The following is a 25,962-nucleotide window of genomic DNA, read 5'->3' on the forward strand; positions in this document are numbered from 1 at the left end:
CAATTCAATGCGCAGTTAGACACCGCTACATTAGGTATCTTAACGTCCATCGCGAACGAAACGAACACGGCTTTCAGCCCCTCCTATCAATTCGTCCACTACTGCACCATCTCCAAAATAAACTCCCCATCCTCCTATCGCTGTATCTCGATAAATAAATGGTGATGAAGACCAATACGATTGATTGCCTGTATTAGGAAAGGCAATTAAATTAATGGTTGGTTTCTGATAACTCTCACCACGGCATTGACCAGCTAACTTATTTGAAAACATAGAATAATAAAAATAAGTATCAAACAATTGATTAATAAAATTACTCGAAAAATGACGACCTTCAGAGCATAAAACTAACGACTCTAGCTCATCAATTGTGGGTAAGCGCCAAGCCGTTGAGCCTGCAAAATTGTGCTTTAGCTTTATTGCGTCACGCCATTTATATTCTTTCGCCTCACCGTTGCAAGTTTTGCCATCCCAGCTTTGACCTAGGCCACAGCGCATCCAAGTAAGGTTGGTTTCTTTGTCATATACCGTTCCATTCGGATTAACCACATATTGGTTCACGGTTGCAGGCGGCTCTTTTTGTTCAGAAGAAGGGAGCACTGGTTTAGGTGTACTTGGATTAGCTTCGGCTCGCACCAAACGGACGTGGTAGTCGTTGAGCTTATTGTCGTTGTCGACGTCACCACCGTAGAAGTTGACGCTCCACGCGCGGTTACTATTGCTGGCATCGGGCGAAGACGACCAATAATAACTAAAACTATCTGACATGTTGGGAAAAGCCCTGATGTTGATGGTCGGTTTTTGGTAGTTGTTACCAAGACATAAGCCATTGGTATCATTTACATACTTACCATTGGGACGCACTGAAGGCTTACGCCCGTTCGAGCAGTAAACCAATGAATCCAGCTCATCAATTGTGGGTAAGCGCCAAGCGGTTGAGCCCGCAAACTGGTGTGTTAGTTTGGTTGCGTCATTCCATGTATATTTTTTCGCTTCACCAGTGCAGGTTTTGCCATCCCAGCTTTGACCTAGGCTGCAGCGCATCCAAGTAAGGTTGGTTTCTTTGTCATATACCGTTCCATTCGGATTAACCACATATTGGTTCACGGTTGCAGGCGGCTCTTTTTGTTCAGAAGAAGAGAACGCTGGTTTAAGTGTACTTGGATTTGATTCGGCTCGCACCAAACGGACGCGGTGGTTGTAGCTCTTATGGTTGTTGTCGACGCGACCAGTCTCGAAGTCGACGAGCCACGCGTAGTAACTTTTATTGTAGAAATAGGGCGAAGACGACCAATAAGCATAATCCAGCGTGTTAGGAAAAGCCCTGATGTTGATGGTCGGCTCTTGGTAGTTACCAAGGCAAAAGCCATTGGTATCCCCCACATACTCACCATTGGGGCGCTCTGAAGGCTTGCGCCCTTTTGAGCAGTAGACTAAGGAATCCAGCTCTTCAATTGTGGGTAGGCGCCAAGCGGTTGAGCCCGCAAAATTGTGCGTTAGCTTGGTTGCGTCATGCCATGTATATTTTTTCGCCTCACCGTTGCAGGTTTTGCCATCCCAGCTTTGACCTAGGCTACAGCGCATCCAAACCAGCTGAGTTTGTTTATCAAACACGGTGCCATCAAGGTTGTCGTAATAACGGTTAGCGATAAGCGGAAAGGTCTCTATACGTGCGTTAACCTGCTGAACATATTTCCCTTGTGGGAAACGCTTTAAATACTCTCGTGCAGTTTCTATTGTGGTGGATTTTTCAAAATACAACGTTTCAATCTTTTGCCTAACTTCAATCGAATACTTGCCATTGGGATATAGCTTGAGATATTCATTCACACCCGACAAGTCGGTTGCGTTTTTGTAAATCGTATATTCTAAATTTTCACTCACTTGTTGAGCATATTTCCCTTGTGGGAAACGCTTTAAATACTCTTGCGCATCTGCAATTTTGGTGATTTTTTTGTAGTAATAGTTTTCGCCGTAGATCTGTTGTAGATCAAACTTAACCCGCTTATTGACGTTTTCAGCCAACATCAGGCTTTGGCTGCCTTCAAGGTAACTGGCATCGGCAAAGATTTTGTTCACCGAAATGTCGGTTTGCCCAGCGTGGGTCATAATATCCAACGGGCAATCTCCGATGGGCTTGCCGTTTAAGGTGATGGCGACACCTTGATCATTAAACTCACCGCAATCAATACGCAGTGCCACATTGGGTTCAGGCTGACAGGCGGTGATGGTTAGCGCCGCTATGGGAAGGAATATTTTTTTCATCATGATGATCAACTCTTTTTTATAAATTGGCACAAACGGCTTGGTAGTAAGCGGTATAAGAACGGTAGTAACGCGGTGCATCACTACCATACCAACCCACAGCGGAGTCAAACATTGCAAAGAGACTATTTTTCTTTCTCTCTTGGCCATTTCCATTGACACAAATAACGTCACAGTTAATCGAATTATCACTATAGCTATTACAGTATTGTGTCTCTCTTAACTGCCAGTTGCGTGAGTTTTGCGCATACATTTGCTGCTTTTGTTGCTGAGCTTGATTGGCGCGCTCTTGAGCGGCTTGCGCCTCTTTTTTAGCTTGGGCGGCTTGTGCTAACGCTTGCTCCGCTTGTTGCTTGGCTTTAAGTGCTGCTTGCTTTTCTGCCTCGGCACGCTCTTCCGCTTCCAACGCATCAAAATAGGCACTGGCCTGCTGTAAGCGGTTAACTTTCGGTTTGCTGAACTCTTGATAGGCAAAGTAACCCGCAATGCCGACCACCAACAACGCGATGATCCAGTTTTGCGGAACTTGCCAAAAGGGCTTTTTACTCATGGAATGTTCTCTATTAGCTTTAAATGTGAATAACATACTCTCTATTGATAATTTTAATCAATGTGTTACATCATCAAATGGCATGGCTTCTCTCTGCTTAATGTGATCCTGTTTAAAAAAATCCCATGCGGCGTTTTTTGCCGGTGGGGTGTTGCTCTAGATAACGGGCTAGTTCATCAAATACGCCGCTGTGATTGGCGTATTCCACGACCTGCTTGGCCGATTCAAACCACTCTAGAGTGCTTGGCTGACGCTGGCGAATGTGCTCGCTGAGATCGGCCATGGTGATGGTGCTGTCTTGTCCGGTGCGCAGAATTTGCTCTATCACTTGCTCACTCACGGCATCGACCCAGCCTTTAAGATCCGCACCGGAATGCCCCTCACTAAGCTCAGCAAGCTGGCGGTAGTCGAGCGGTTCAATCGGTAAATCAGCGAGTAAACGTTGCAAAATATCTTGCCGCGCTTTGGCATCTGGCGGGCTTACAAATAAGGTGAGATCAAAACGCCCCGGGCGACGAAAGGCGGAATCCACATCCCACGGTGCGTTGGTTGCGCCAATCACCAATAGGTTTTCATTGTCGCTTTCTACGCCATCCAACTCTGCCAGAAAGTGGTTGATGGTGGTGGTCAGTGAGGTGTGGCGCAGCAGCTCGCGCTTGCGGCCGAGGGCATCAATTTCATCAATAAAAATCACTGCCGGTTTGTGGGCTCGCGCCGTCGCAAACAGGGCTTGGATATTTTTCTCACTGTTACCAAGGTACATATCCAAAATATCGTCGATGCTGACGTTGAAAAACGCGGCGTGACACTCACCCGCGATGGCGCGAGCAAAGTAGGTTTTTCCGCAGCCCGGCGGCCCGTAAAGCAGCAAACCTCCGCCTGCGGATTTGTTAAAACGTTTAAACAGCGCAGGGTTTTTAAAGGGCTCGATAATTTTCATTCTTGCTTGCTGTTTTAGCTCATCCAAACCGCCAACGTGTGAAAAATCAACGAAATATTTGCTACTCAGCGGGCTAAAGTGGCGCGCTGTCGGGGGCGAGTTGTCCGCGGGTAGCGGCTCGGCTTGTTCATTCATCGGGGGTTTCCTTGGTATTCGTCAATCCGCGCCAACCTTTGGCTTTCCACACTTTCCAACTGGCTCTGCAAACCTGCCAACATTGGCTTGGTGAGTGGGCGGTGAGTTTATGTTGCAGCCAAGCCAGTAAGCGACTTAGCCAATAAGCGTTCAGCGTTAATACTGCGGCAATCCCGCCACTGATTAAGAAAGTGATGAGATCCCACTCTTGCGGCGGAAAAACCTGCGTTAACATCAGCAGCATAAGGCCAAGCGCGGGGATCCTCTCATCCCAGCTAAATACCCAAACGGTAAGGGCAAAACTGACCAACAGTAACCCTACCCTGATCCCACCCAAGAGATCTTCGCTGGCTAAATACGGCCATAGGTGGGTCGTGATGCCGAGCAGCGCCAACACGGCATACGCGAGCCCCGCTTGGATCTGGCGACGCACCTGTTGATTGAGTTGCTGTGCCACTTCGTGGTTGAGGGGATCAAAGCGTAAAATTTGCTGCAACAGGCGCTGCTTTTGCCAAGGGGAGGTACTGTATTGCGCCAACAACTCCAGCGCGAAGGCATCTTGTGGCTGGTGCTGTAGATGCTCACGCAAGAGGGTTTTGGCTAAATCAGGGCGCAAACAGAGCGAGCCATACAACTGCGCAAGATGCAGCCGCGCTTCGCGATGCCAAGGGTCGAGCGACAGCGCTTCAAGCAAATGGAACTGCGCTTTGCCAATCTGCTGCTGATGGAGCATCACCTGCGCAAGATTATCGTGGTTGTCGGCATCATGATACGCCAACGATAACGCGCGTTGAGCACACTGCTCTGCTTGTGTTAGCCGATTGAGACGCAGCGCGATTTGGGTTTTAATGAGCCAGAAAAAACTGTGTGAATGGCATTGGCTTTGCAGCCGCTGCGCCGCTTGATCCACCTCATCAAAGGCTTGTTGGCTATAGAGTGCTAACAAATGGTAAAGCGCTGCCGCCACATCGGTATGATCACTGGCGAGTTGGCGCTGCGTTTCATCAAGCAGTTGTTGGTAGCGGTTAAGTTGATACAAGAGCTCCAAGCGGTCAATATGCTCCATCACCCATTCCCTCGGCTTGGATTCACCAGCTCAATGCAGCCTTGGCAGCGATAGTGCATGCAGGCAAGGCTCAGCAGGTACGGCACAATAAAATAGTCAGGATTGATTGGAATGGTCGCCACCATCATGGCGATCCCCACCCCTTGCACTGCCCACAACTTGCGCGGCGGGTAGTAGTGCTTCCACATCGCCCATGCCCCATTTAACCCAAATAGCAGTATTAGCAACACCAACCAATACAGGGGCAAGGTAAACTGTTTGAGCCAGATGGTCATAAAAGTGAGGTGGCAAAGTACCAGCAACAAATGCCACAGCAGCGTGCGTAAGGTTAAGCTCATCACTAATCGAAGTTGCGCCAACGAATCGGACTGCGTGCGTAACAGGGTAAAGAGTGTGCGAGGTAACATCATGGCTGCCATTCCTGCTGTGAGTACAACTGCCACACGGTTAGGCAAGGTGCTTTACCTTGATAACAGCGCAAACGATGTTGATTTTTGCCTGAAATGGCACTCAACTGAGGCTCTAGCGCAGCCTGTTGCCGCAAATACTGTACGCTGCGCTGCATGATGGCTTTATCGTCAGGGTAATAATCAATATCGTCGATTTGTTGCAACTTCGCTTCGGCGTACGCTATGGCCTCGGTTTTATCTAAACCAAACAGTGTGATAAAGCCCAAATACTCATCGATATGCGCGATGATGTTGTCTTGCCATATGCGGGCATCGAGCAGTTCAAATCGGATCACCTGCGGCCACACCTTGGCGGCACTTTGCACATCACCACGCGCAAGGTATTGATCGATTTGGTGCTCTAACAGCAGAGCAAAAAAGTCATCAATAACAATGCCTTTGCCGCTGCCATTGTCGGTAAGGTAGATCGGCACAGCCGTGAGGGAGCCATCATTCTTGACCCGCTTCGCCCATTGCAAGCAGTGCTGTTCACTTGGCCAATCTGCCCACGGCCACCAAGGCTGGCTCACTTTTAGCTGATGATCCAATTGCTGAAACTGTTCAAGCTGTTTTGCCATACGTTTTTTCAGCCAAGCACTAAAGGTGATGCTTTGCTCTGCAGTGCTGCGTTGCAAGAGCGTTTGCAACTCGCCACGTAAAAATGGCCGCTCCTGCTTAAAACGAAAGCGTTCGTTCAGCAGTGCAAGGCGGCTTTGCAGATAAGCCTGCTGGGAAAACTCATTCTGCTTTTGCAGCACTTCTTGCAATAGCTGGTTATCGTAAGCGAGATAAGGCAAGGGCCAATCGTCTTCACCTTGGCACAGTGCCAGCGCATACTGTTTCTGCGCCCGAGGGATGAGGCGGGCATACTCGCCCTGTTCAAGGTTTAAATAATAAGGCACAGGCATAGGAGATAAAGGGTCGCTGTCCGTAGCCATTGCCACATCACGCTCTGGCATGCTCAGCGCATAAACCACAGCGCTGAGTAACCCTATACCCTGCATAACGAACCCAAGCCTTTTTGTTTGCTTCCATTGCGGCATCCGTGCCTACTCTTATTTTTATACCCTAAAGTGCGCCACAAAGGCGCACTGCCAAAAAACCAATCACTGTCCGGCTCGCACCAAGCGCCATTTATAAATCACGTTCAATAATCACTAACATACTTGCTATTGATAAAGTTAATCACTGCGTTGCATCATCAAATTGCATTATTGTTTACTGCCTTCGTCAATGTTCTTGATAGTCTTTCTCTAACGGCAACTTTTCTAACAACTGATGTTGTTGCAACGTCATTCGTGCCAGTTCGCGCCAGCGTAGGCACAGTTCTATCGGCAGTTTGTCGGCCAAATCTTTGGCAGTTCACACACTTGTTGCAGCACCTGTTGGTTTTGCGCGGGCGTAAAGCCTTGCTGGGGCAGTGAAAGTAGGATTTGCAGCAACAATTCTTCGCTGGTTTGTTGCGCCACGGGGTAGCGTGCTTCTTAAACGCCCCGCTATCTGGGTTTGGCCAAAACCCAGATAGCGCGGGGCGGTAGTAGGTTGTGTGAGTAGATCTGCTAAAGTATGGTGTCTACTGCAATCCTTTCTTATAAGTGTGCGCAATTAACCAGAGATTAGGTTGTAAGGTATTTGCGTTTTCATCACAGGTCGAACGCTATAGTTTTGTACAAACATACTTTTCAATCTCACTTTGAGACAAGTTATTTAATCCCATACGACCCAGAAAACCATGGTTCCACTCACCATCCCAGAAGTAGATGATATGGTCAGAACCTTGGGTACATTCCACACGATACGAAGCGGCCCCCATTACTTTGCCATTCGAAACAACGCGCTTTACTCCTCGTTGATTTGAAGCAACTGTATTTGATTTAGCCACGGCGCCTGCTGCAGCCGTAGTAGCAACAGCCGTTGTCGCAGTATCTACTGCATCTGTACTCGCATAACGCCGCGATTCCATACGCTTGGTATCTTCACCAATGAACTGATTGTAGAGCTCGCCTGTTTTGGTGACTACAGAGTACATTGATGCTGATTGCCTTGGCGCCGATGGTAGTTGTGCAAACGCGCTGAAAGCTAGCTTTTGGGTACCTTTGGCTTTCGGTTCTTTTGCGGCAACAAGTGACACTGATTTAATTTCTGCTGATATTTTCGCTACACCATCGGGATACACCGCTGTGTATCCACCTAGCGTCCCGCGATCAAAATACGCAGTCTGAAATGCGCCAAACCTTACAGCATTCCGAGCCGTTGCATTGTCTGAACTCAATCTCGAACTCACGACCTGTTCCAAACTAATGTGTGGTTTGGTAGTGGACGTTCCGAAAAGCTTTGCTTTTACTTCCTTTTCCAGTGGTAGATTGAATGAAAACTCAATCACCACATTAAAATCATGATACTCGGGGATAAAAGTCGCATTGCTCCCTAACCTCAATTGGTAACCAACGCTGGCGGTCGCGTTAACTTCGTAAGAATACTCAGAAGCCAAACCCCAACGCGATATTTTTCGGCCATCAACGGAAGAATCTAAGTCTGTCAACTCGAGCCTAAACAGCCCATCTTTGTTTTTGATTGATTCAAAGGCAAAAGCCTCCAAAGTCTTATGGTGTTCAGTTGTTTTGGCCAACTGCTGTGACTTTTGACCATCACTTGGTAACAACGTTAATTGATACGCTCGGAATTGTGCTAAAAATTGCCCCTTGTCTCTTAACAAAGCAACATAGGTCTCTTTGGTCTGTTGGTATACGTCTTGATATTTCGTCTTAGCAAAATCCTTTAGATATTTTTCATAGTCGTTTTCTGAAGTCAGTATCTTTGAAATGCTGGCGAGGTCCTGTTTTTCGCCGGACAAATCGTATGCTTTCTTCAAAGATGCGTACGTATTCTGCGTTCTGTACAGCGACAGTAATTTCACCTTGGCCAAGGCTGAAATTTCCGAATTTTTAGTATTACGTTTAGAGAAAGCAATCAACTGCTCTTCTGAGGTCAATAGGGCCAGTTCAGATTTCAAATCGCCATTTTCCTTTGACCAAAGGTACGCGTTTTGGAAACCCGACACTGTTTGTTTCGAACGATATAAACCGATCAGTTCACTCTTTGCCGAATACACAACAGGTAACGCGACCGCAGGCGAGTAGAGCTTTACAAATTCTAAAAGTGCGTCTTCACCTTTGATCAACACGTACTCGGAAGATAAATCGTTCGAATCACCAGACCATTTAAACGCATTGCGATAACCTTGCACACTTTTCTGTTCTCTATAAAGACCAACTAGTCGATTCTTCACGTCTGATGCAGAGCTGTGCGCTTTGTATTGCCCTAAGTAACTGACTAATACTGCCGTATCTTTAGAATGCATCGCGTCTTTATATAAGATCGTGCGAATCGCCTCTTTACTGGATGCAGTAATTGATTGATATCGTATCTGTTGCTCTTTACTGGTCGCCAACGTTACATCTTTACTCATTACCCAACCATGCTGTTGGTTCTCTAACGTTACCCATAATGCATCGGAGTTACTCTCGATCACCATCAATTGCATCACTGGGGTAAGACGAGCCTTAACATTTGTAAACTGCGGAGAGTCGTATAAGTTTGTTTCCCGAACCAATTTAGGTTCAGAGATCAAAGTATTTACTTTTTTATCGTTATATTTCTGAATAAAATCTCTCAGTTGAGCGATATTTTGAGTATCCAATTTTTCATATTCAATCTCCAACACTGAAAACAGTGCTTGCCGAGAGAAGTAGCTTCCTTTCGTTACTTCGGAAAACTCTTCTAATCCCTCTACGTCTTTTGCATTGGTCAGTCTAGTCAGTTCATTTATTAATAACTTTGAATATTCATCTGGGTCTTGCTGTGAAAGATATTGATGGTAGATGGATGCATCGTTCTTTGCTTTTGATAATTGATAATATGCCTCTCGCTCTTTTGCTTTATGACGAGACTTAATTGAAACGTCCAAACTAAGCCGGTTATTCACTTCAAACTCTGAGGCATTACGAAAATATTCTATTGCTGATTGAGGTTGATCTTTGGCTAATTCAAGTTCACCTAGTGCAGTCAGTGCATAAAACTGGCCGATACTCACACCCGATGCTTCATATCCTTTTAATGATTGCTCAAAGTGGCTTTGAGCACTATCTAATTTATTTTCAGACAAGGATTGATAGCCATGCTGCAAGTGCTCTGTATTGGACAGCTGTCCAGCACAACCCAATAGCAAAAATAACAGTAAATAGCTGATTCTCTTAGCCACGGAAATCACCTCAAAACTTAAAAGTAACGGTATAAACAAACTCATTATTCTCAGGGATGTAACTTAAGCCCTGAGAAATGTTGCTCGCTTCAGAACGTAGGCTGGAGGCTTGATTGTCAAAGTACTGCCCCACGAAATAACCAACAGCAAAGACTGCAAGCCCAGCATACAGAGCTATCTGACCATTTTCACTAAACTCATAATCACCACCTCTTGTTTCTTCTAATGTAGCTAGGGCATATATAAAACTGCCACCCCCTACAACATAGGAACTCCAACGTGAGGTATCTGCATAGATGTCATTTCTATCTGCTGCCGAAAGTAAATCTTGGTAACGCTCCTCTTTTTGCTCTAATTTTTCGAGTTCAAGAGCAGGGGGAGCGGTATTTGCCATGGTGTTAGCTAAACTACTGTTGACAGACAAAACCAAAGATAAAAAAGTAATAATTTTTTTCATTTCAACTCCATAAAAATAAGATTAAAAGCAATCTCTACTACATAAAAATTGGAATATAACCAATTATATGAGCAGTTATTTTCGGTTTTAAAAACCATAAAGATTTTCAGTCACATTGATATGACGAGTCCCACGCTCTACCTAAGCAAAAGCACCAAAAGCCAATCACTGCTCGGCTCGCACCAAACGGACGACGTTGCTTGTTGCTTTACCCCTGGAGAAGACGTCACCAGAGACAAAGTTGACGAACCACGCGTAACCACTGTTATCGGCATCGGGCGAAGACGACCAATACCAACCTGACGTATTGGGAAACTGTTGGTTATTAATTGCAGGACCAAAGCAGCGGTATTCAACAATTGAAGCCAGCTCGTTTTTGTTCGGCAAGCGCCAATCGCTGAATCCTGCCAAGGTATGTTGCGCGCCGGTAGCTAAAGCCTCCGCCCATGTAAAGCGAGTGGCATTACCGGTGCAATCGGTGCCATCCCAGCTTTGCCCAAGACTGCAGCGCTGCCAGATAAGCCCGGTGGTATGGTGGGTAACAGTGCCATCACCGTTATCGCTAAAATCCGTGTTTGGCGTGATGGCGGTGATAGCCCCATTTTCTCTACCTGCACATAAGCTGCTGGCATAGGCATTCACGCCCAGCAGTAACGGCAATAACACCAAAACCCGTGGCCAGTGATGATTGATTGTCCGCATAATATCTATCCTTTATCGCAAAACGTGTCACTGCGGCGGGCAACCAACCGCCGCACAATGGAAGAGGATGCGCAGCGCCCGTTAGGCAACTGAGCACGTTTTCGCATCATCTCTCCTTATTTTCCAAAAATCTATTATTGTCCGGCTCGCACCAAACGGACGAGGGCGCTGTGTTCCTTACTGCCGCTAAAGACCTTACCAAGGCCGAAGGTTACGACCCACGCCTCGCCACTGGCGTTGGCATAGGGCGAAGACGACCAATACGCACCAAGCGGACTGTAATGCGTCGGTGTATGTGGGAAATAGCTTTGCTCTATCGCGGGTAGAGTTCGCCCACTATGAACAATGCTGAGTAACTCATTTACTGAGGGCAGTCGCCAATCGCTGGCACCACAGAACCCTTGGTTATTAACCGCATTAACAAAGGCTTGAGTATTGCATTTACTGCTTCCGCAGTTGCTACGGCTTTGCTTGCCGGCATTACCGCCATTGGTGCTGTTATCGGGGTTGTACCAAGTGTAGCTATACGTAGCATCGCGCAGTCCATTCCAGCCAGCGGGTTGTTTGACTTCCCAAATCAGGCCAGTGACGTTATCGCGCACGCAGCTCCAATTTCTGGCACTGGCGGCTAATTCATCGCCGTTGGCATCCAGCTTGGTAAAGTCAAAACCGCCATCACCATCACCGACTTTGGGCAATTTAGCAGCTAATGCTTGGGCATCACGACCAAAGTGGCCATCTTGACCATCGGGAAGCGCAATGCCTTGTGGGTCTTGCGCGACACTGCAATCTAAATCGTTACTGGGTATGCCACCTTCGGGCACAGGGCCTTCACTGGTGGTATAAACAGCATTAGCGCACCAATCGATGCCGGTGTCGTTGAGTGGTTGGGTGGCGGCAAACGCGTTGATTTCGCCACTGGGGGCACTTTCTCCCTCAGGATGCACCGCGGTAACCACAACATGCCATACGTGTGGGGTTAAGTTACTGATGCGAATCGGTGGCTGCACATTTTGCAACCAAGTGCCATCGGCTTTGCTGGCGTAACTGTCGGGCTCGATGCCCGGTTCACGCGCATAATACACATGGTAACTGGTAGCGCCTTCCACCGCTGGCCAATCGAGTAACAAGCTGCTGGGGCCTTTACTGAGTCGAACATCGGTCACGGCAGGCAACTGGCTAAAGGTAACATTGACAGTACAGGCCTGAGTAACATTTAAAATGGTGATGCTGTACCCTTCGATTGCGCTATCACACCCCACTACCGTATCGACTTTAAAGCCAGCATCAGGTAGAACGGTAAAGACAGTCTTTTTACCCAACTCAACAGAGGCACTTTCAGGTATCACCGCGCCTCCAACTGATGTTTCCGTGCGGACTACAACACGCTGCCCCACTTGCGGTTCACCGCTATTTTGTCCACTGTCATCCCCACCACTTTCACCGCCGCCGCAACCGATGAGTGCGGTAACTAACAAGGTGCTAATAAGCACTTTCGCATGATTTATTTTCAGTTGAATCACGACTATTTCCCTATTTTTGCTTTTGCTCGCAGCAAAAAGGCGTATTGGATGCCCACCAAATGGATTGATCTGACGGACGACGCGAATTTCTATAGAGCAAATCAGTTAAATACGCTAACCACTGAAAAATAAAGAGTTTATAAATCCTCATCAAGCTCGTTGGCGTGTTTGTGCTAGTGGTTGGCGCGTTTATCCAGATCTTTCTGCACAAACTCACGAGTGTTCAGGAAAAGGGAAGATATTGAGTTGGCTGCTACGCAGTATGATCGCTTTGGCAATTTAGTCGCTCTCATCAGCTCGCATGCTTTGCACTGCCGATTAAGCTAGGTAAAATCGCTCGATATTCAGGATGATGATCAGGATGAACACTTGACGATTTACAGTTGGCTGCTGATTTTAATTGCTTTCGGCTGCGGTGGATTGGCCGTTTACTCGCTGCGGTATCGCTATCAGGCAGTCAGTATTTGGTTTGCGGCAGTACTGATGGGCTACGCGATTCAAGCACTGGGCTACGCGCTTGAGTTGGCCAGTGGTCATGTCGAGTGGGCGCGATATTGGCTCGACTTTATTTTTATTGGTGCGGCGTTTATTCCTAGTTGTGTGTTGTTAATGGCGCTCAGCTATCAAAATCCTAGTCCTCCCCCGGCTTGGCTGCGTAACAGTGTCTTAGCCATCAGCAGTTTGGTTCTGTTAGTCCAATGGACAACACAAATTCATCAGTTAGGTATTAATTATCTCTCCGTACGAATGGTCAACTCACTGACTATTGGCGATTTGCAATTTGGGTTGGTCTACCAGCTCTATATCGTTTATACCCATCTTTGCGCCTTGTTGGCTACCTTGATTATGCTGACTCGAATGTGGCAGGCCCCACGCTTTTTCCAAGCGCAGAATTTGAGCTTGTTAATCGGCATGATTTTCAGTTGGATAAGCTACGGCTTGTTTGTTCTAGGCTGGGCACCTAACGGTTTAGATCTTACGGTATTTAGCGGCGGGATTATTGGTCTGTTCTTTGCCTACGGCATATTTGGTCATCAATTCTTGTTGCTCGCCCCCGTAGCTCGTCATCGATTGTTTGATGCTCTCCCTGATGCGGTCCTCGTGTTAGACGAGCAAGATCAATTGATCGATTTCAATCCACAAGCAATCCTTCTGTTTTCTGAATTAAACCCGAAGCGTCTCGGTTTACCGCCCCCTGACGTCATAAGCGATTGGATGGAACAGCAAACCAAAGCTCAAGCGCCAATTGCACTTCGGATCGGCGAGTCGACTTACCAGGTCATCGTGACACCGCTGCAAATTCATGCCAATACGCCTGCACAAGGATTGATTCTCGTACTGCGAGATGTGAGCGAGCAACAAGCAATGATCACCCAGTTACAGCATCACGCTGAGCGCGATAGTCTAACTGGATGTCTCAATTATGCTGCTTGGCAGCAACGTTTGTCCGCTGCAATCGACCAAAACGAGTCTTTTTCTGTGGTGATTTGGGATTTAGTTCGGTTTCGCGATGTGAGCGATGGCCGAGGCGAGTTGATTGGCAATCATCTTTTGCAAAACTTTGCCCGTCATCTTGAACATTTCAAGCCACCACACAGCGAATTAGCGCGTTTATATGGCGATCGGTTTGTATGGCTGGTAAAAGAGGCTGACCCAACTCAGTTGGTAGAAAATTGCCAAACCATTAAAGCCAAAATGGAGTATTCATTGGTCAACGATATTACTTTCGCACAGGTGGAGTACCAACCACCGGAAAGCCATCGTTATGTAATGATGCGCCTGTTTGATCGCTTACGTGAAGAGAAAACCAACAAACAGACGCAGAGCAAAACCAGCCGAGTTTAAATATAAACTGACTGAACGCCTTCCCAGCCGCCAAACAGCGGATGGGAAGGTAGTGAGCCGACAAATTTAGAAGTATAAATTGCTATAGCCTTGGTTTTGTAAGTCTCTGAGGTAAGCTTCAAACTCTAACGCAAAGGGATTATTGGTTAAGTCAATAAATGCGTTTACGTTTAACTCTTCTATACCGGAAATCGTGGTGAGCTGGTTAGAGGAAGCATTTACGTTTAGTAGTTTTGTTTTATTGATAAGATCCAAATTTGTGAGTTGATTACCCTGTACTTGTAGGAACTCAAGATCACGCAGGTGATCAACGTTGAACTCTGTTAATTGGTTAAAAGCAACAGATAACCAATACAGCATTGGGTTTTGACTAATATCTAAATGGGTAAGTTGATTACCCATCACGTCAAGTGATGATAGTTCTGACAAGTGACTGATATTCAATGAGGTAAGTTTGTTTTCGTTCGCATTTAGGTGACGAACTTTAGGATTATTACTAAGGTCCAAACCGGTGAGTTGATTGAGACCTACTTGGAGCCATTGAAGTTCTGGCAAGAGTTTGACATCCAATGAAGTAAATTGATTATCGGAAACGGACAAAAAGTACAGTTTTGGATTGTTACTCAGATCTAAACTGGCTAGCTGATTGCCGTCGACATTCAGTGAACGAAGCTCTGGTAAACTACTGATATCTAGTGATGTCAATTGATTATTAAGAGCAAAGAAATTCTCCAGTTTATCGTTGCTACTGAGATCGAAGCTAGATAGTTTATTCTCAAATACATAGAGTTCTATTAGTACTGAGTTATTGCTTACATTCAAACTAGTTAACTGGTTCCCACCAACATTAAGGTATTCCAGCTTGTTTAGCTTGCTCACGTCAACATCGGCTAAATTATTATTAGCAACGTTTAGGCCTTTAAGAAAAACATTGTTGGCCACATCGATTTGAGATAACTTATTTCCACCCAGTATTAAATATTCCAATTGTTCCAAATGGCGAACATCAATGGAAACCAAGTTATTTTCCCATGCATAGACTTCTTTTAGGTTCAGATTATGAGTCAAATCCAATTCGGACAGCTGATTGCTACCAATTCTGACATCGATTACGTGGTTTAAATTTCTAATATCGAGTGACATTAGTTGATTGGACTCAGCATATAACCAAAGTAAGTTTACATTATTACTCACGTCCAAACTGGTCAACTGATTTTTATCAACATTAAAGTATTCCAGCTGCGCTAGGTTGCTAATGTCAATGGCAGAAATATTATTATCAAACACATTTATACTTTTTAACAAGACGTTATTTGTCACATCTATCTGTGATATCTGATTCCCACCTATTATCAAATGTTCCAATTGTTCCAAATGGCGAACATCAATAGAAATCAAGTTATTTTCCCATGCATAGACTTCTTTTAGGTTCAGATTATGGGCTAAATCCAATGCTGTTAACTGATTATTGCTAACAAAAAGATGAGTCAATTGGTTTAAGCCTTTGAGATCAATTTCAGTCAATTGATTGCCATTAAGATCCAATCGTTCTAGGTTGGTTAAAGCACTCAGAGCACTCTGCGAAAGTAAATTGGGATTATCTGGTAGGTATAATTCCGTCAATTGTGTTAGCGATGCAAAGTCAATAGCGTCAATCACTGTGTTCCTAATATTCAATACACGTAATTGCTCTAAACTATGAAGATCAACGCTATATAACTTTGAGTTATGAATCGTTAGCTCTCTGATCGATGATGGAAAATCGCTTGATGAAAGACTTGTAGGTTGTAAATAACCTAAGTGCAATTTTTCAAGTCCGGTTAAATTACTTAATCCTTGTAAGCTGCTGATCGATTGCAGATCTGAATCAGCACAATATAAATCTTTTATCGAAGACAGATTGCTAAAACCACTCTCATCTAAACATTGCGCTAAAGTTGGATCTTGGATCTCCGCTTGCTGCGACAAAGGGCGGGTATCGGGCTGAGATGGCGACTCCATTAATTTAGTAAAGGTGCCGTAAATGACTTTTAAGTTTGAGCCATCGTCATAACGATCGATCGCGAAAAATCGATAAGTTGGGAAACTCTCACTGCTTTGTTCGCCAACTTCACCCAAGAGTGTTGTAAACCAAATCTCAGTTGTTGAGGGCTGGCCATTCTCGTTATACGGCATTAACAGGCGATTATTCGCCAATTGCCAACTCCCGTTTGACTGTTCTGCATAATCGTAGCTGCTGCCGTGTTCATTAAGACGTACATTGAACGTTTCGCCTTGATAGATATCTTCACTAATCTGCCAGTCACCGAGTAGGGTCTGATAAGGAACCAATAAAGTATTCCGGTTATTTATCACGATGGCATCGTCCACTAACGTTAGCTCATCTTCAAGCGAAGCATTATGGATACGATCAAACACACGGGTGATGTTCGCCATTGCCCGTCCGTTACTTTGGTTGATCACCTGTAATTCAATTTTTTTCAGTCGCTTCAGCCATCCGTCTTCATCTCGGTATGTTTCAACCGGGTTGGCGACCGTAATGGTGTGAATGCGGTTTGCATAACTCCAAGTGATATTGCTGCTGGTGTAGGCATGAATTTGACCTGTGCCATCGGCATTAAGATGCAAAGCAAAAGCATCATGGTCTAATTGCACAATATACTCAGCAGCAGCCAGCTTGGCATTGTCACTGACTAGTTGTTTATCTTCTAAAATCTGTTTCTGTGTATCATCAAAATCCGTATTTCCGTTAGCTGTAGCTTGCTCTTCAATTTGCTGTTTCGCTTGGCTATCTTGCAAAAACGCGACTGTATCATTCACCCCTTCAGGTAACGGATACTCGGCGGGTTTATCCACCAAAAGCTTAATCAAAGTCGCACGGCGTAATACTTCAGCTGTGTCAATAGAAAGCAGTGCTTGATTGAGCGACTGGTCGCTCTCCAATGTGGTTTGAGGTAGTAAGGAGCTGACCGCACTGGTGACGTTGGTAATGTTAACGCCGAAATCGACAGAGGTATCAATCGTGACCTGATCTGAGGAAGTCTGCTCACTCTGGGCAATCAGACTGTTAAGCGATGGAATGACCGACTCAAATTGAACGAAATCCAGTGCTGATTCACCACTCGCTTTGAGAACCACTGGCTGAGTTAAACCCGTATTTTCGTCAAGGGTGAGATTCATGCTATACATACCATTCTCATCGGCTTGAGTGCTACCAAGTGTGGTGCTACCGAGCATGGCCGTCACCTTAGCGTTAGCAATGACTGTATCCGTCACCATGCCCGTTATGGTCACCGTTGATACGCGACGCAATACGCGGATTTGATGCACATGACGCGCGAGATTATCCTTGCTGTCTTTGATCTCAACAGCCATTTGGTAATTCGTATCTTGCGTCACTTTAGGCGCTTTTATCGAGATTTTCCCTTCACTGTCGTCATCGCTAGGCAGTCGAGTAAAACCTTCCGGCAGCGTCCAAGCAATTTGCAACACACCTTGCTCTTGACTAAAAGCGTTAAGAGAAATCGCTAGCGTACCTTCGCTATTGATTCGCTCAGGCGCTTCAAATTGCAGACTAATTGCCGCGTTTTGTACGGGTTTTAGCACCACAGCAGGCGGCGTTGGCTGACTTTCACCGCCTCCGCCACAAGCCGAAAGCCAAAGAGCGGCAAACAAAAGCCATATGCTGCGCCAAAGTAACTGAGAGGTCATTTTCATCTTCTATCCTTAGCAACTGAAGTTGTTGTGATTTAATCTAGTAGCGCCATTGCAAGCCAATAGTGAACGCAAGGTTGGAGTAAGTGACTTCCGGTACGCGAATACGCCGCCCACTCGACAAGTGGCTGATAATTTCATCACGTTGTTTTACATAACCATCAACACTCGCCAGCACGGCAATATGCTCAAGCAGGTTGTATCGCACGCCAAGTTTTCCACTCAGCCCATAACCATTGAAGTAGTCTTTAAGAGTCAGCGTTTCAAACTGGGTATTTTGCGTTTGTGAATAGGCATCGACACTTAATTCCGCCTCAGAAAACCAGCTCCATGAACTGTTCTTTTCAGCACCAAACTGAGTGTCATAGCGTATACCTGCCAATAAAATCACCCCCATATGATCTTCTGACACGGAGATGACTGGCACCAAGTGGTCAGGATTATTGGATTGTGGTGTGTCAGCGTCGGTGACATTTTGCCCAGGCAAGTTGAAACGCGGTACATCATCACCTTCGTTCCGAGGCAGATCGATCAACGCTTGATCAAAACGGCTCGCACCGGGATCAACAAAGGCGAAGTTGGAACGCGTAAAACTGTTAGTGTAAAAGCGTCCTCCCATCAGCCACTGCAACTGCGATGTTTGGTGATAGGCCAACTTAAAACCCAGTTCATTGGCTTTGGTTTTAAACGCGTTCTGCTGCACACGTCCAAACTCACCAATTTCCCAATATTCAGTTTCAATGTCGGTGGCCAACGTACTGGCGCTCTGAATATAGATGCCCCACTGTTGATTTATTCCAGTGTAAGAGAGTTGGCGGATGGCTGGGTTAATCACAGCGATGGATTGAGTCAACTTGCCCATACCGGCTACATCGCCTAATTCCTCACTGTAACTAATACGCTCAAAACCCACGCTTACTTCGCTAAAAGAACCATGATCGTCTGGCTGCGCACTAGAGAAACCACTAAACGTTATGGCAGCAACCGTACCAACGGTCACGAGTGAATGATTTAACTGCATGTTTATCCCTAAGTTCGACTTGAAAATAAATCTTTGGTAAAACGCAAATGCGAATCGCAAACCACGAAGATTTGAGAGTGCTTTGAATAGCAAGTTAGCGCTTCAAATAGCTTGAATGAAGACAGTTGTCGCGTTTGTGCTAGTGTTTGGCGTGTTAGTGCTAATGCTTTTGGCATCAATAGCAGCTGATGCTATTAAGTTTGCTGCGCGCGAAACTGTGAAGGAGTGAAGCCAAAGTGACGCTTAAACTGACGGCTAAAGTGGTTTGGACAAAGGAAACCTGCATTTATGGCGGCCTGTTTGACACTTGCACCTTGTTCAAGCTGTTTTTGTGCGATCATGAATTGGATGCTTTTGATGTACTCGCTACAGCTTACACCATAATATTTCTGAGTTTTTCTCTGTAAACTGCGCACGCTCATGACCATATTTTGGGCCAAATTTTCAACCGTCAACTGATGCTGGGACAGTAATTCTTCTGTTTGTTGTTGTAGTTGTTGCTGGAAGCGCTCTGTTTCATCTTGCCATGCTTCATCAGTGCTGCTCAGCGGAACATCATTAAGATGTGGCTCCACGGCCAACTCTTGAGCACACACAACGAAAAACTCAGCCGACTGCTGTTTTATAGCTAACTCAGCCTGTGTGCTGGTACGGGAGACAATCAAACGAAAGTCACTGGATAAGGTCTCGGTTAATTGTGCCAACTTATCGGGGCAAGGCTCTAGCACAACGACCAATGGTCGACTGTCGGTTTCGAGATCAGGTAGTAGCGTTTCGCCAGATAAGGAAGGATCCGTTAAGGAGAATGATGGGATGGGATGATCTTTACCAGCACTCATCTGACTATAAAGGCCCTGACGAAGGAAGGGGGCTCGAAGTTTAAGTCGGCATGACGTTTGAACAACGAGTTTTCGCTCTAAGTTCGGAATGGATAGAGCTAACGCCACTCCTAATACCGTCCAGACTATGGCCCATAACCATGCGCTGATCATAACCATTCCTTTTCTACACTAGCCAAATTTAAGCGTGTCTGTTTAAGGCCGAAATGCTACGGCAACAGAGTCTCAGAGGTACAATGCCTCTGCTTTTTTCTCTGACACTTACTGACGCTGTTAATAATGAATGAAAGACTTTCCGTGATAGTGCTTCCATGTTTCCCGCATTTAAACTAACAAAGCCAATGTCCAATGTGTTGGACACTTTCCCCTAGCTGATCACACTTTAACGATAAATAATGATTTGGGTATCATCGAATTACCACTGATACTGCCCTATCAGCCGACATTGACGCGGCTCACCAAAACGAACAAAGTCTTGCCCTGCTATGTAAGAAACGTACTTTTCATCGGTGAGGTTTTGCATCGTAAATCGCAATTGAGTATTGGCAAATATCTGCCACTCTATCTGTAGGTCCCAACGTGTGAAACCATCTACTTTGAAGCTGTTGGACGCATCACCATATCGTTCGGGTTGGTGATTTACCCCCAATTGGAATCGCCACTGATCGTTGGGCAAATAGGTCAGTAGTGCTGCATGTTGTCGCTCAGGAACTCCTGGCATCTCTTTGCCTTGGTATCGGTCACTGTTCGTTATTTGGTTATCTAGCCAACTGCTCATTAGGTAGAGCTCCCATTTGGGTGAGAATGCGACTAAAGCCGTTATCTCGGCACCTTTGGCTTGCTTCTCTCCCGCGAGCAAGTAATAGCTCGGATCTGTCGGATCACGCACTAATAAGTGCGATTGAGTAATGTCGAAGAGCGCGATATCTAGCCAATTGTGCTGCGCTTGCCATTTCCAACCGAGCTCCCACTGCTCACCACGACTTGGTTGGTAAAACGAGCCTTGCCTATCCTGACCGCTATTCGGCAACCAAGATTGCGTATAGCTGAGTCGAGCCGCATGTTGTGTAGATAAAGCCCATTCGAAGCCAGTGGCATAACTTAGATGCTTGTTTTCACTTGCACCCAATGTAATACCGTTGCGTTGATTAGTGAGTTGATAATCACTCCAACGCCCACCCAATGCCCAGAAAAGGTCATTGGTTAATTCAATACGTTGTTGAATAGAAATTGCGGACTCTTGCCAATCTAACTGTGTTTCTCGGTTGGTGGTTTGAGTAGGAAGTGGAAAGTTAAAATCAGGTTGATAAATATCAAGGGAAAATTGGCCTATCGCTCGTTGATTGCTCCCTTTGCTCTCGGTTTGATGGTGACTGATACCGAGTACCCATTCTTGGTTATAGCCAAACCACTTCTTTTGCGTTGTCAGACTAATTTGGCCCGTCAACTGACTAAATGTTTCGTCCACTTTTTGATAAAAACCAACTAAGGGCTTATCGTCACTAACAAGGTAGTAAAAGCCAACTTGTCGCTCTTTGCGCGTTCCGTGAATTGAGCGAACTATTGCGTCTAACTGCCAATCCTCCGATAGCTCGCTTGACGCTTGCAGCTCCCAGCGCTGGTAGCGATGCTGGGCGTTTGTTGCAGGATGAACGTATGAAACATCGTAAACCGGAGCACCATTGGCATACACATTATCGAAGTCATAAGGGTAGTCATGATCACTAAACTCCCATATTGCCGTCAGTAAATGATGTTCATTTTGCCAACTTAAACCTGTAAGTAGGGTCAGCGGACTCTGCGACACGTTTTGCTTCCAACTTTCACGATGGCTAGCGGCTACGACGGCACGATAGGCGAACTGCCCACTAAATGGACCAGTACTATCCAGTATCATACGGCGATAATCGCTGTTTCCTGCCGCTAACGTCAACTCACTATGCGGCGTGAAACTTGGCTTCTTACCAATGAAGTTGATAGTCCCACCCGGAGAGCCTGCTCCATAGAGAACACTATTCTGGCCTTTTATTACCTCAACTGACTCATAGGTTGCACTGTCTCTTATGTAGTAGCTTTGATTATCCAGAACACCGTCAAGCATTAAGCGACCGGCGGAGTTAAATCCTCGAATACGATAATCTTCCCCAGTGCCCGCACCCAGTCTATCGGGTTGAACATTAGGGGTGTAAACGCTGAGTGCTTGAAAGCTCTCTTCAGCAAAGTTCGGAGCGACATCACTAGACCAAATCTGCTTTGTTTGCACATATTCGTTGCTACTCGACTCAATGCTTGAACTTTCCCTATCAGCATACACAACCAAAGTTTCTTGTGGATACGGTACCGACGTCTGTGCAGAAAACGCGGCTCCTGATATAACTGCCAGCACAATAGCGGCGGGCATACATATCACAGGGCGTGTGATCTCATATTGAATATAAGCAGTTTGGCTGGCCATATACTTCCTTGCTATTGCCATAATCAAAACGTAGTTGGAGTGAGTTAAATGACGGCTAAAATGTACAGACTTTCACCAAACAATATAAAGGGCTTTTGTTGGGGAAAACTAAGTTTCCATGAGCATCGATTGTTTTCCACTCCGACATCACAGTGCAGGGCAGCGATGGTGCAATGAGTTCAACAGCTATCTCAACTCGCTGATTGGCTGGTGTATAAGGGATGGGCACGATACTCTCGACGGGTTGAAGACCGACGGTATGATCACCTTGAACCATGGGTTCATCTTGACAGCTGAGATAGAGATCTTGCCAAGCTGTTGCTCCTGAATTGAACACAGACCAAATCTTAGTGAATCTTTGATTGGGCATCACGATCGAGTAGTCTGGATAGGTAACGTCCTCAACAAACTCGGTTCCCAGTTCTCGGTTACCAGGACTTTTAGCTAAACGCAGATAAGGCTGAATCACTTCCAGTGGGTGAACGCGCAGCGCTGCTGAGATAGCAACTAAAGTGGAGAGTTTACACTCTCCCACATCACCACTTATAAAATTGTAGAGACTGGAGCGAGAAATACCCGCTCTATTTGCCAGTTCGGTTTTGCTAAGCCCAGACTCATCAATGAGCATACACAAAAATGCGTTAAAATGACTTTGTTCCATTCTTACTAACAACCGTGTAATTTATCTGGATAATAATATTCATATAATTTATTAACAAGACAAAAAACACACGAATTCATTATGTCATTAATATGAAACGAGATGAGCTACGATATTGAAATTCAAAGATATAACAGCATTTTGAACTAATTTCCCACATAAATATAACGTAACGTTTTCAAACTACCTCTTTCACCACTAGCCCAATCAAACAACAGCCCGCTCTAATCGCTGTTTAAAAAAGAGCATTCAACGAAAAGAGCGCTACCAGGGTAGCGCTCTTTTAGTATCTATTTTACTTTATTAGAGTAAAGGACAGCTTTCGCCGACTTAAATCAGGCTCATGACGCTGACAACAATAATCAGAGACAAGAGACAAGTACGACCGATTACGCCAAAGTGTGTAGGTTGAATCATTTCATGATGCATATCCAATCTCCTCTTTATTATTGTTTTCGACATCATGTTGACAATATGATTAATTCCTCACCAATTCTCAATCCATAACAAGATTAAATTTTTATGACAAAGAGTCATATTTGCGACAGAATTCTCAGAATTTTTTATATCTAACTGATTTATAATATAAATAAAATCAGAATCTCTCTACATTGAAGAGAAGAACCAGCCCACCTGAGGAATATTTTGAGTTTTTATTCAAAACCCAAGATCAAAAAAAGCCTCCCTGAGACAAAAAGGTAGCTTTAATTTTAAGACAGTGTGATCAAAAAAATGGCTCGGTTAAACCCGCAATGAAAACGCTATTTTGCGCTTATTGCTTGGCTTTCAAACATCACTTCCTTCCAACCAAAACGCATAAAATTGCGGATATTCTGATGATCGAGATTATCCGGATATTGCAGCACATCGTCACGATAGAAACGGCCAAAACAGGCTAAGGTTTGTGGCACACTGAGACCATGTAACTGAGCAAATGAGAAGATCTTACAAGAACCATTGTTCTGACCTGCTTGGTTCTCGCACTCACCGTTACGAAATGCGCTTGGAGTGAAATGGTAGTTGGCGTCGATTACCTCGATCACGTGATCAAACTCAACGCTATTCGGGGCCGATTGCAGTTTTTCGAGCAGTGCATTTAGTGTCATCTGATTTCCTTTTACTGAAACAATAGTTTCATCTATCTCCTGTTTAACTGTCACAGAAACTAAATAGATTCTTGCGGTTAATCAAGTCATTTATCAAAAGGAGTTTTCTATGACACGTGTTTCGCCCTTGGCCGCCCTAACGGCGCTTATTCTGCTCTCTGGCTGTGCTCAACAGCAGCAAACGGCCGCATCGAGTGAGTTGGCTTCTGCTTGCCAAGTCACGACCAGTATTCCAAGTACTGAGATGTCATTGAGCGGTTTAACCTACCTGGGACGTTACATCGCAGAGGCTCCTTTTGCCTCAAGCGCGGCAGAGATAGTCAGTTACGACACTTGTACCGACAAACTGTACGTGGTCAACGCCAAAGCCGGTTTAGTCGATGTGTTGCGCCTTGATGAGCATAACCAGCCTTTCTTACTTGGTCACATTGAGTTGGCCAGCGCTGGGAAATCCGCTGGCATTGAGATTGGCGCAGCCAATAGTGTTGCCACCCACAACGGTTTAGTAGCGGTCGCGGTAGAAAATGCCAATAAGCAGGCTAACGGAATTATCGCTCTGTACCGCTCGTCCGATTTGACACTCATCACCACTTACCCCGCTGGCTCGCTGCCCGATATGGTGAGCTTTTCCAAAGATGGCCGCTACATTGCCAGTGCTAACGAAGGCGAACCCAGCGGTGACTACCAAGTCGACCCAGAGGGCAGCATCACCTTGATCGACCTTGCTAACGGGCCAATGCAAGCCAAAGTGCAGCAAATTGATTTCAAAGCATTTAATGAAAAGCGGCGTGATGAGATTGAGAACGTGCGAATCTCTGGCCGCAACGCGACCCCAGCACAAGACATCGAACCGGAATATTTAACGTTCGCCGATAACGGCAAACTGTACGTCTCCCTGCAAGAAAATAACGCTCTAGCGATCATTGATGTTGCTTCCGCGCGTATCGAGAAAATTGCCCCTTTGGGAGAAAAATCTTGGTCCAATGCGCAGCTAGATGCGTCAAACAAAGATAAAAAGATCGGCAATTTCCGTGCTTATCCTCAGTTAAGCGGCTTGTATATGCCAGACAGCATCACCAGCTATCAAGCCGAAGGCAAAACTTACATTCTTTCCGCTAACGAAGGCGATGGCCGCGAATACGGTATCGAGACAACACAAAGCCGCTGCGATGAACTGGGTTTCGCGTGGCAAGAAGAGGACTATCGCTCCACCGATGCCTACAGCAACAAACTGGGCTTTTGTATTAGCCACATCGATGAAGTGCGTGGCAAGAAACTGAAAGTCGATGACAAACACCCGCTGGCGGCTGCACTGAAAGACAACAAACAATTGGCACGCTTGAAATTCATCAAACCCAATGCAAAAGTCGCCGCCAACGATACACTACTCACTTATGGCGCACGCTCATTTTCCATTTGGGATGAACACGGCGAGTTAGTCTTTGACAGTGGTGACCAGTTCGGTCAAATCGCCTCGATGATGGAAGGGGAAAACTTCAACAGCAGTAACGACAGCAATCGTAGTGCCGATGATCGCAGTGATGACAAAGGCATTGAGCCTGAGGCGGTCGAAGTAGCCAAAATCAATGGCCGTACCTACGCGTTCATCGGTTTAGAGCGCCAAGGGGGTATCATGGTTTATGATGTCAGCCAGCCACGCGATGCAATGTTTATCACTTACATCAACCATCGTGATTACTCTCAGCCCGTGTGTAGCCAAACCAACAAAGACGGTGAATGCACCAGCGACCAGTACAACCCGTTGGCAGGTGATCTCGGGCCAGAATCCATTCGTTACTTCCAACGTCAGGGGCAACATCTTCTGGCGGTTGGCAATGAAGTCAGCGGCACGACCTCTGTGTATCGCCTAGATTTTTAAACGTGGAATCGAAAACATTTTTATAGCTCTTTATAGCAAAGCTGGCTCTCACCGCGAGAGTCAGCATCTTTCAAACTCGCTATTGAACAGCGTA

General features: G+C 45.8%; 19 protein-coding genes. 2 read left to right on the forward strand and 17 right to left on the reverse strand.

All coding sequences use genetic code 11. The features are described from left to right. Positions 1-39 precede the first annotated feature (39 nt). From I3X05_RS17975 to I3X05_RS18025, 11 genes are all read right to left on the reverse strand, one after another. A complete protein-coding gene (locus I3X05_RS17975; protein ID WP_052702608.1) occupies positions 40-2,268 on the reverse strand; it encodes a DUF1566 domain-containing protein in 2,229 nt (742 codons plus the stop codon). A 16-nt stretch (positions 2,269-2,284) separates the two neighbouring features. Beyond that, positions 2,285-2,815 (reverse strand): tetratricopeptide repeat protein, encoded by a 531-nt coding sequence (locus I3X05_RS17980; RefSeq protein WP_045572117.1) that lies wholly within the window; start codon positions 2,813-2,815, stop codon positions 2,285-2,287. A gap of 112 nt (positions 2,816-2,927) precedes the next feature. Next, complete coding sequence (locus I3X05_RS17985) at positions 2,928-3,890, reverse strand: ATP-binding protein (RefSeq protein ID WP_045572116.1); 963 nt, start codon at positions 3,888-3,890, stop codon at positions 2,928-2,930. Continuing rightward, the gene (locus I3X05_RS17990) at positions 3,883-4,956 is read right to left on the reverse strand and encodes a hypothetical protein (protein WP_045572115.1); all 1,074 of its coding nucleotides are present in this window, start codon (positions 4,954-4,956) and stop codon (positions 3,883-3,885) included. The genes I3X05_RS17985 and I3X05_RS17990 overlap by 8 nt, the downstream gene beginning before the upstream one ends. Beyond that, the gene (locus tag I3X05_RS17995) at positions 4,956-5,366 is read right to left on the reverse strand and encodes a hypothetical protein (RefSeq protein WP_045572114.1); all 411 of its coding nucleotides are present in this window, start codon (positions 5,364-5,366) and stop codon (positions 4,956-4,958) included. Before I3X05_RS17995 ends, I3X05_RS17990 begins: the two co-directional genes overlap by 1 nt. After that, the gene (locus tag I3X05_RS18000) at positions 5,363-6,409 is read right to left on the reverse strand and encodes a hypothetical protein (RefSeq protein WP_226972461.1); all 1,047 of its coding nucleotides are present in this window, start codon (positions 6,407-6,409) and stop codon (positions 5,363-5,365) included. The genes I3X05_RS17995 and I3X05_RS18000 overlap by 4 nt, the downstream gene beginning before the upstream one ends. Before the next feature lie 324 nt (positions 6,410-6,733). After that, on the reverse strand, positions 6,734-6,874 hold the full coding sequence (locus I3X05_RS18005; RefSeq protein WP_171816770.1) for a hypothetical protein: 141 nt from the start codon (positions 6,872-6,874) through the stop codon (positions 6,734-6,736). Between the two features lie 188 nt (positions 6,875-7,062). Further along, the gene (locus I3X05_RS18010; protein ID WP_337971369.1) at positions 7,063-9,666 is read right to left on the reverse strand and encodes a hypothetical protein; all 2,604 of its coding nucleotides are present in this window, start codon (positions 9,664-9,666) and stop codon (positions 7,063-7,065) included. A 10-nt stretch (positions 9,667-9,676) separates the two neighbouring features. Continuing rightward, entirely contained in the window at positions 9,677-10,123 is a 447-nt protein-coding gene (locus I3X05_RS18015; protein WP_337971370.1) for a hypothetical protein, read from the reverse strand. A 165-nt stretch (positions 10,124-10,288) separates the two neighbouring features. After that, the gene (locus I3X05_RS18020) at positions 10,289-10,825 is read right to left on the reverse strand and encodes a DUF1566 domain-containing protein (RefSeq protein WP_045572110.1); all 537 of its coding nucleotides are present in this window, start codon (positions 10,823-10,825) and stop codon (positions 10,289-10,291) included. Positions 10,826-10,959: 134 nt separating this feature from the next. Then, positions 10,960-12,348, reverse strand: a complete 1,389-nt coding sequence (locus I3X05_RS18025; RefSeq protein ID WP_337971371.1) for a DUF1566 domain-containing protein — start codon at positions 12,346-12,348, stop codon at positions 10,960-10,962. A gap of 369 nt (positions 12,349-12,717) precedes the next feature. Between I3X05_RS18025 and I3X05_RS18030 the strand changes: the two genes are divergently transcribed. Next, the gene (locus I3X05_RS18030) at positions 12,718-14,193 is read left to right on the forward strand and encodes a histidine kinase N-terminal 7TM domain-containing diguanylate cyclase (protein WP_337971372.1); all 1,476 of its coding nucleotides are present in this window, start codon (positions 12,718-12,720) and stop codon (positions 14,191-14,193) included. 66 nt (positions 14,194-14,259) lie between these two features. Here the strand turns inward: I3X05_RS18030 and I3X05_RS18035 are convergent, their stop codons facing one another. The 6 genes from I3X05_RS18035 to I3X05_RS18060 all read right to left on the reverse strand — a co-directional run bounded on the left by I3X05_RS18035 (position 14,260) and on the right by I3X05_RS18060 (position 23,989). Next, entirely contained in the window at positions 14,260-17,910 is a 3,651-nt protein-coding gene (locus tag I3X05_RS18035) for a leucine-rich repeat domain-containing protein (RefSeq protein WP_337971373.1), read from the reverse strand. Between the two features lie 37 nt (positions 17,911-17,947). After that, a complete protein-coding gene (locus tag I3X05_RS18040; RefSeq protein ID WP_193167770.1) occupies positions 17,948-18,928 on the reverse strand; it encodes an autotransporter outer membrane beta-barrel domain-containing protein in 981 nt (326 codons plus the stop codon). A gap of 194 nt (positions 18,929-19,122) precedes the next feature. Further along, positions 19,123-19,920 (reverse strand): helix-turn-helix transcriptional regulator, encoded by a 798-nt coding sequence (locus I3X05_RS18045; protein WP_337971374.1) that lies wholly within the window; start codon positions 19,918-19,920, stop codon positions 19,123-19,125. Positions 19,921-20,182: 262 nt separating this feature from the next. Beyond that, a complete protein-coding gene (locus I3X05_RS18050; RefSeq protein WP_193186938.1) occupies positions 20,183-22,222 on the reverse strand; it encodes a TonB-dependent receptor in 2,040 nt (679 codons plus the stop codon). Between the two features lie 55 nt (positions 22,223-22,277). After that, entirely contained in the window at positions 22,278-22,883 is a 606-nt protein-coding gene (locus tag I3X05_RS18055; protein ID WP_082069794.1) for an NBR1-Ig-like domain-containing protein, read from the reverse strand. A 761-nt stretch (positions 22,884-23,644) separates the two neighbouring features. Beyond that, on the reverse strand, positions 23,645-23,989 hold the full coding sequence (locus I3X05_RS18060) for a HopJ type III effector protein (protein WP_045572104.1): 345 nt from the start codon (positions 23,987-23,989) through the stop codon (positions 23,645-23,647). Positions 23,990-24,098: 109 nt separating this feature from the next. Here I3X05_RS18060 and I3X05_RS18065 point away from each other — a divergent pair, with 109 nt between their 5' ends. Beyond that, complete coding sequence (locus I3X05_RS18065) at positions 24,099-25,868, forward strand: choice-of-anchor I family protein (RefSeq protein WP_045572103.1); 1,770 nt, start codon at positions 24,099-24,101, stop codon at positions 25,866-25,868. Positions 25,869-25,962: the final 94 nt, after the last annotated feature.

It is taken from the genome of Vibrio navarrensis (assembly GCF_015767675.1).
Lineage (GTDB): Bacteria > Pseudomonadota > Gammaproteobacteria > Enterobacterales > Vibrionaceae > Vibrio.